7 protein-coding genes are annotated in these 7771 nt (G+C 71.7%); 6 read left to right on the top strand and 1 reads right to left on the bottom strand.

The window, feature by feature from the left end; all coding sequences use genetic code 11:
- The 6 genes from GTW43_RS07205 to GTW43_RS07225 form a co-directional block, all read left to right on the top strand.
- Positions 1–1029: sugar ABC transporter ATP-binding protein (locus tag GTW43_RS07205; RefSeq protein ID WP_161300788.1), on the top strand; the 1029-nt coding region annotated here is incomplete at its 5' end.
- Positions 1026–2081, top strand: a complete 1056-nt coding sequence (locus GTW43_RS07210; protein WP_161300789.1) for an ABC transporter permease — start codon at positions 1026–1028, stop codon at positions 2079–2081. The genes GTW43_RS07205 and GTW43_RS07210, both read left to right, overlap by 4 nt.
- A complete protein-coding gene (locus tag GTW43_RS07215; RefSeq protein ID WP_161300790.1) occupies positions 2074–3084 on the top strand; it encodes an ABC transporter permease in 1011 nt (336 codons plus the stop codon). Before GTW43_RS07210 ends, GTW43_RS07215 begins: the two co-directional genes overlap by 8 nt.
- An 86-nt stretch (positions 3085–3170) precedes the next feature.
- Positions 3171–4256 carry a rhamnose ABC transporter substrate-binding protein gene (gene rhaS, locus GTW43_RS07220; protein ID WP_161300791.1) on the top strand — a complete coding sequence of 362 codons (1086 nt, stop codon included), beginning with the start codon at positions 3171–3173 and terminating at the stop codon, positions 4254–4256.
- A 19-nt stretch (positions 4257–4275) separates the two neighbouring features.
- A complete protein-coding gene (locus GTW43_RS38455) occupies positions 4276–4404 on the top strand; it encodes a hypothetical protein (RefSeq protein ID WP_272922504.1) in 129 nt (42 codons plus the stop codon).
- Positions 4397–5422 (top strand): LacI family DNA-binding transcriptional regulator, encoded by a 1026-nt coding sequence (locus tag GTW43_RS07225; protein WP_161300792.1) that lies wholly within the window; start codon positions 4397–4399, stop codon positions 5420–5422. The genes GTW43_RS38455 and GTW43_RS07225 overlap by 8 nt, the downstream gene beginning before the upstream one ends.
- A gap of 58 nt (positions 5423–5480) precedes the next feature.
- On the opposite strand, the gene GTW43_RS07230 is transcribed toward GTW43_RS07225, so the two are convergent.
- Positions 5481–7771: alpha-L-rhamnosidase (locus tag GTW43_RS07230; protein ID WP_161300793.1), on the bottom strand; the 2291-nt coding region annotated here is incomplete at its 5' end.

Below are 7771 nucleotides of genomic sequence, written 5' to 3' on the forward strand. Positions count from 1 at the left end.
GACGCCCGCGTCCTGATCATGGACGAGCCGACCGCCGCGCTGACCGGCAGCGAGGTCGCCCGGCTGTTCGGCGTCGTCGAGACGCTGCGCGAGCAGGGCGCGGCCGTCCTGTTCATCTCGCACCGCCTCGAGGAGATCTTCGAACTCTGCCAGCGCGTCACGACCCTGCGCGACGGCGCCTGGGTCGCGAGCGAACCGCTCGACGGGCTCACCGAGGACGACCTCGTCCGCCGCATGGTCGGCCGCGACCTCGACGAGCTGTACCCGAAGCAGGACGCCGAGATCGGCGAGGTCGCGCTCAGCGTGCGCCGGCTGACCCGCGAGGGCGTCTTCACCGACGTCACCTTCGACGTGCGCCGCGGCGAGATCGTCGGCCTCGCCGGGCTCGTCGGCGCCGGCCGCAGCGAGGTGGCCCGCGCCGTCTTCGGCGTCGACCGCTTCGACGGGGGAGAGGTCGAGGTGCTCGGCAAGCGCCTGAAGCCCGGTGCCCCGAGCCTCGCGATGCACGCCGGACTCGCCCTGGTCCCCGAGGACCGGCGCGCCCAGGGCCTCGTGATGGACCTGTCCATCGAGCGGAACATCGGCCTGACCGGCTTCTCCGACACCAGTCGGGCCGGGCTGATGAACCGCGGCGCCGAGCGCAGCCGCTCCCTCGACTGGTCCGTGAAGCTCCAGGTCAAGTACGCGCGCCTGGCCGACGTCGTCGGCACGCTGTCCGGCGGCAACCAGCAGAAGGTCGTCCTCGCCAAGTGGCTCGCCACCCGGCCGCAGGTCCTCATCGTCGACGAACCCACCCGCGGCATCGACGTCGGCACCAAGGCCGAGGTGCACCGGCTGCTGTCCACGCTCGCCGCCGACGGCGTCGCGGTCCTGATGATCTCCTCGGACCTGCCGGAGATCCTCGGCATGGCCGACCGCGTGCTCGTCATGCACGAGGGCCGGCTCACCGCCGAACTGTCCCGGGCCGAGGCCTCCGAGGAGACCGTGATGGCCGCCGCCACCGGCCGCGACCAGAGGAGGGCGGCATGACCGTCACCGACCGGCCCGTGCGCGAGGCCACCGCCCCCGGCCCCGCCGCCGGGCGGCGCCTGCTCGACAAGGTGTTCAAGGTCCGCGAGCTCGCCGTCGCCGGCGTCCTCGTGGTCATGCTGCTCGCCACCGAGCTGTCCAACACCGAGTTCCTGTCCGAGCAGGGCGTCAAGGACCTCCTGCTCAACGCGACCATCCTCGCCCTCGTCGCCACCGGCCAGGCCGTCGTCGTCATCACCCGCAACGTCGACCTGTCCGTCGGCTCCGTCCTCGGCATCTCCGCGTTCGCCGCGGGCGACTACCTCCAGGGCGGCGGAAACTCCGTCCTCGCCGTGCTCTACGCGGTCGCCGTCGGCGCCGTCTTCGGCGTCCTCAACGGTGCCCTGGTCAGCCTCGGCAAGGTACCCGCCCTCGTCGTCACCCTCGGCACCCTCTACGTCGTGCGCGGCCTCGACTCCCTGTGGGTCGGCTCCGACCAGATCGTCGCCGCCGACCTGCCCGGCGGATTTGTCGACTTCGGCCACGACGGGGTGTGGATCGTCCCGTACCTGGCCCTGCTCGCCCTCGCCGTGCTGCTCGCCGTCGGCTACTACCTGCGCAGCTACGGCAGCGGCCGCGACCTGTACGCGCTCGGCTCCAGCCCCGAGGCGGCCACCCTCGCGGGCATCCCGGTCCGCAAGCGGATCATGACCGCCTACGTGCTGTGCGGCGCCCTCGCCGGCCTCGCCGGTGCGCTCTACCTGGCCCGCTTCGGCAATGTCGACTCCGCCACCGGCAACGGCTACGAACTCACCGTCGTCAGCGCCGTCGTGGTCGGCGGCGTCGCCTTCACCGGCGGTTCCGGCACCGTCTACGGCGCCGCGCTCGGCGCCCTGCTGCTGACCTCCATCAACAGCGTCCTGCCGGCCATCGGCGTCAGCTCCGTCTGGGTCACCGCCATCAACGGCGTCCTGCTGCTGCTCGCCATCGCCGTCGACCGGATCCTGGCCCTGCGGGTCGCCGCAGTGCTGCGCAAGCAGGCCGCACAGATGAGGAGCGCCCGCCATGCCTGACACCCTGAAGAACGCGCTCCGCTGGGACACCGCGGTCGGCGCCCTGCTGATCGTGCTGCTGCTCTGCTCCTTCTCGTTCGTCGACAACTTCGGCAACGCGCTCAACATCTCGTTCCTCATCGGCAACACCCTGCCGATCGCGCTCATCGCCCTCCCGATGACCCTGCTCGTCGTCTCCGGCGAGGTGGACCTGTCCGTGGGCTCCACGGCCGGACTGTCCGGCGCCGTCATGGGCGCACTGTGGAACGCGGGCATGGCCATCGAGACCATCGTCCCGCTGTGCCTCCTGCTCGGCCTGGTCTGCGGGCTCGTCAACGGGCTGCTCGTCACCCGGCTCGGGCTGCCCTCGCTCGCGGTGACCATCGGCACCATGGCCGCCTACCGCGGCATCGCCCAGATCGTCCTCGGCTCCGACTCGGTGACCGACTTCCCTTCCCAGTACCTCGACTTCGGGGCCGGCCGGTTCGGCGACACCTTCGTCCCGTACGCCGCGCTGCCCTTCGTGATCCTGCTCGCCGTCGCCGTGGTCGTGCTGCACGCCACCCGGGTCGGCCGCTCCCTGTTCGCGATCGGCGCCAGCGAGGAGGCCGCCCGCTTCTCCGGCGTCCGCGTCAAGCGGCTCAAGCTGTCGATGTTCGTGACGACCGGTCTGCTCTCCGCGCTCACCGGCGTCTTCTGGGCCCTGCACTACGCCAGCGCCCGCTACGACAACGCCACCGGCCTCGAGCTCTCCGTCATCGCCGCCGTCCTGCTCGGCGGCATCGACTTCGACGGCGGCAAGGGCACCCTCGGCGGGGCGATCGCCGGCGTCTTCCTGCTCGGCACGCTGCAGAACGTGATGAGCCTCGTCAACGTCTCCGCCCAGTCCCAGATCCTCGTCACCGGCGTCCTGCTCGTCATCTCCGTCCTCGCACCCCGCGTCGGCCGGCAGATCGGCCAGGCCCGCGCCCGTCGCAGGACCGTCGCCGCACCTGCGCCACCGGAACCCGTCACGACGCCCTGAGCACCGCCGGCACCGCCCGCCCCTGATTCCGCACGGCCCGACACCCGCTCCTTCCTCACCTCTCACCTCACCTCTAAGGACCCGCCATGCCCGTCACCGCCAGAACCCGCCGGACCGGTGCGGCCCTCGCCGTCGCCACCGCCCTCGTCCTCGCCGCGACCGCCTGCGGCGGCACCACCAAGGACGACGCGAACAAGGACGCGGGCAAGTCCGCCGCGGCCGGCAAGGCCGACCCGAACGCGGCCACGAAGAAGGGCCTCACGGTCGCCTTCCTGCCCAAGCAGGTCAACAACCCGTACTTCACGACCTCCGACAACGGCGGCAAGAAGGCGCTCCAGGAGCTCGGCTCGACCTACAAGGAGGTCGGCACCAGCAGCGGCACCGACACCTCCGGCCAGGTCAGCTACGTCAACACGCTCACCCAGCAGCAGGTCGACGGCATCGCCGTGTCCGCGCAGGACCCCGGCGCCCTGTGCACGGCGCTCAAGCAGGCCATGAAGAACGGCGTCAGCGTCGTCACGTACGACTCCGACACCAAGCCCGACTGCCGCAACGTCTTCGTCTCGCAGGCCAGCGCCGAGGACCTCGGCCGCACCCAGGTGCAGCAGATGGCGCAGCAGATCGGCAACAAGGGCGAGATCGCGATCCTCTCGGCGGCCCAGACGGCCACCAACCAGAACACGTGGATCGACTACATGAAGGACGAGCTCAAGAAGCCCGAGTACAAGGACATCAAGCTCGTCAAGACGGCCTACGGGGACGACGACGCGCAGAAGTCGTTCCAGCAGACCCAGGGCCTCCTCCAGGAGCACCCGAAGCTGAAGGGGATCATCTCCCCGACCACCGTCGGCATCAAGGCCGCCGCCCAGTACCTGTCCGGCTCGAAGTACAAGGGCAAGGTCAAGCTCACCGGCCTCGGCACGCCCAACGACATGCGCGCCTACGTGAAGAACGGCACCGTCGACGCCTTCGAGCTGTGGGACCCGGCCAAGCTCGGCGCGCTCGCCGCGCACACCGCCGTCGCCCTGGAGTCCGGCCAGATCTCCGGCAAGGAGGGCGAGACCTACAAGGCGGGCGACCTCGGCCAGTTCACCATCGAGAAGGACGGGGTCGTCTCCCTCGGCAAGCCGACCGTCTTCGACAAGAAGAACATCGACGACTACAAGTTCTGACCCGGAAGGGACGAGCACCATGCAGCGCGTCTGCTTCCTGCTCAAGGCGAGAGCCGAGGACCGGACCGACGGGTGCTCCGCGGACCCGGACGGCCGGCGCCCGGACGCCGCGATGCGGCCGCTCGGTGAGGTCCGCCACCGTGCCTGAGCGCACGACGGTCGGGATCAAGGACGTGGCCCACGCGGCGGGAGTGTCCGTGGGCACCGTCTCCAACGTCCTCAACCAGCCGCACCGCGTCGCCGAGCCGACCCGCCGCCACGTCCAGCAGGTCATCGCCCGGCTCGGCTACGTCCGCAGCGAGTACGCCCGCCAGCTGCGGGCCGGCCGCAGCCGCATCATGGCCCTGCTCGTCCTGGACATGGGCAACCCGTTCTTCGTCGACGTCGCGCGCGGTGCCGAGCGCGCCGCGCGCGACGCGGGGCTCGGCGTCATGCTGTGCAACAGCGCCCAGAACCCCGCGGAGGAGGCCGAGTACCTCTCCCTGTTCGCCGAACAGCGGGTGCGCGGCGCCCTCATCACCCCCGCCGACCCGAGCGGCGCCACGCTGCGCGACTTCCGCCGGCACGGCATCCCGTACGTGGTCGTGGACCGGGTCGCCGGGGACGAGGAGGGCTGCTCGGTGGCGGTCGACGACGTGGCGGGCGGCGCCCTGGCCCTGCACCACCTCGTCGATGCCGGACACCGGCGGATCGCGTACGTGAGCGGCCCGCCGCACCTCAGACAGGTCCAGGACCGCCGCGAGGGCGCCCTGCGCGCGCTCGCGGAGGCCGGACTGCCCGCCTCGGCCCTGCGCGAACTGCCCACCGAACGGCTCGACGTGACGGCGGGCCGGGACGCGGGGGCGCGGCTGCTGGGGCTCGCCGAGCGGCCCACGGCCGTGTTCTGCGCCAACGACCTGCTCGCCCTGGGCGTGCTCCAGGCCCTGTACGCGGCGGGGGTGCGGGTCCCCGAGGACCTCGCGATCGTGGGCTACGACGACATCGAGTTCGCGGCGGCCGCCACGGTCCCGCTGACCTCCGTGCGCCAGCCCGCGCTCACCCTCGGCACGATCGCCGCCGACCTCCTGCTCCAGGAGACCGGTGAGCGGGCCGCCGACCACCGCCACCAGCACGTCGTGCTCCGGCCCGAACTCGTGGTGCGGGGGTCGAGCCGCTCCCGCCCCTGAACCGCGGCGGTACACCACGCGGGGCGGGCCCGGCACGGGCCCGCCCCGCACCCCTGCGTCAGCGCACCGCCGACGTCAGCCGGTACCGGCCCGAGGGCAGCCGGAACGTCGCCGCCCCGTCCTCGAAGCCGTCGAACCGCACGCCCTCCACCGACCGCAGCGGGGTCCGGCCCTCGCGCACGGCGGACGCCGACACCGCCGGCAGCGTCAGCGCCGCCTCCGTGCCCGGCGGCACGTCCGCCTCGTAGGTCAGCGTCCCGTCCCCGGCCAGCGACCACGAGCTCGTGATCTCGCCGTACGGCGACAGATGGCGGGCCGCGACCCGGGTGATGCCCCCGGTCGGGTCGAGATGCGGCCGCAGCCGGAACCGGCGGAACCCCGGATGCTCCGGGTCGCGTGCGATGCCCGCCATGGACGCGTACATCCACTCCACGATCGCGCCGTACGAGTAGTGGTTGAAGGAGTTCATCTCGACGGGCCCGAAACCGTCCTCCTTCGAGTACGAGTTCCAGCGCTCCCAGACCGTCGTCGCGCCGTTGTCCACCGAGTACAGCCACGACGGCATCGCGTTCTGGTGCAGCAGGCGGTACGCGAGATCGGCGCGCCCCTCGTCGGTGAGGACCGGCGCCAGCACGTTCACGCCGAGGAATCCCACCGAGAGCGTGTTCTCCGCGTACGCGACCCGCGCGCTGTCGGGGTGGGCGGCCTTGTACGCGGCGTCGTTGCCGATGTTGTCGGCCAGCAGACCGACCAGCGCCCGGCGCTGGGCCTGCGTGTCGTAGAAGCCCAGCTTCAGCACCCACAGCAGGGCGGACTGGCTGTCGTCCTCGGGATCGCCGCCCATCGAGGGCTTCCCGCCGAGGCTCGACCTGACCGTGATGCGGTCGCCGTCGGTCTGGACGTACTTCGCCATGAACGCCCGGCGGATGTCGGTGAACAGGGCCTCGTACGTCTTCGCCTCGTCCGCGCGCCCGGTCGCCGCCGCCATCTGCGCCATCAGCCGGACGCTGTAGGCGTAGTAGACGTCGCTCATCAGCTGCGTGCCGGTGTTCTGGAACGCCAGCCAGTCGGCGAAGATCGCGCCCTGGCCCGCGAACGTGTCACCGCCCTTGTCGCGGATCCACGCCAGGTAGCGCACCATCGCGTCCCAGGCGCGGTCCACGACGGTGCGGTCGCCGCTCATCTGCCACACGGTCCACGGCACGATCACGCCGCAGTCCGCCCAACCGCTGCACGGCGCGGCCGCGTTGTAGCGGTTGCCGGGTGCGACCGCCGTGAACTGGGCGCCGTCCACGCCGTACGTCTTCTGGGACTCGACGAGGATGTCCTCGAAGTGGCTGAGGAACGCCACCGCGTCGGTGTTGTAGAGGCCCGTGTTCGAGAAGACCTGTGTGTCGCCGGTCCAGCCGAGCCGCTCGTCGCGCTGCGGGCAGTCGGTCGGCACCCACAGGTAGTTGCCCCGCTGGCCCCACCGGACGTTGCTGATCAGCTGGTTGACCTTGTCGTCGTCCGTCGTCACCTCGCCGATGTCCCGGATCGCGGACGTGCCGACCCGGCCCGTCACGCCCGAGACGGTGACCTCGGCGCCGGGGGTGGTCACCTCCACCGAGACGTAGCGGAAGCCGTAGAAGGTCAGCGAGTCCTGGTGGGTCTCGCCGTCCTCGGCGCCCTTGAGCACGTACGTGCTCGTCGCCTTGGCACTGCGCAGGTTGGCCCGGTAGAGCGAGCCGACCGGGCCGTCCGCGCCCTTGCTGTCGTCGTTGAGCATCTCGCCGAAGCGCACGACGACCTCGGCGCCGGCCGGACCGCGCACCGTGTAGCGCGGGACGCCGACCATGTTCTGGCCGAGGTCGTACACGGCGGTGTCGCCGGGCTTCAGGGCGACCGGGCCCGGCTCGCCCGTCGTCGAGCGGGCGGGGTCGGGCACGACGCGGCCCTTCCCGTTGGCACTGCCGGCCTCGCCCGTGACCTCGCGGTAGACGGTCAGCGAACCGGGCCGCCGGTCCCACTTCGCCATGAGACGCGCCGACTCGCCCGGGTAGGCGGTGAGCTTGGCCTGCGGGAACTTCGCGGCGTAGCCGACCTCTTCGGCGTCCGCCCACCCGGCGGCGTCGAACCCGTTCGCGGCCCAGCCGGGCAGTTCCCTGCGCGCGTCGTAGGTCTGGCCGTCGTAGATGTCGTCCGCGCGGTACGGGCCGGTGTCGGTCGTGCGCCAGCCCGCGCCGGGCCGCGTCACGATGCTCTGGGCAGTGCCGTCGGCGTAGCGGACCAGGAGCCTGGCCTTGAGCGCGAGCGCGTTGCCGTCCTGCGCGTAGTACGTACTCCCTTCGGAGACACGGGAGTTGTACC

It is taken from the genome of Streptomyces sp. SID5785, from assembly GCF_009870065.1.
Taxonomy (GTDB): Bacteria; Actinomycetota; Actinomycetes; order Streptomycetales; family Streptomycetaceae; genus Streptomyces.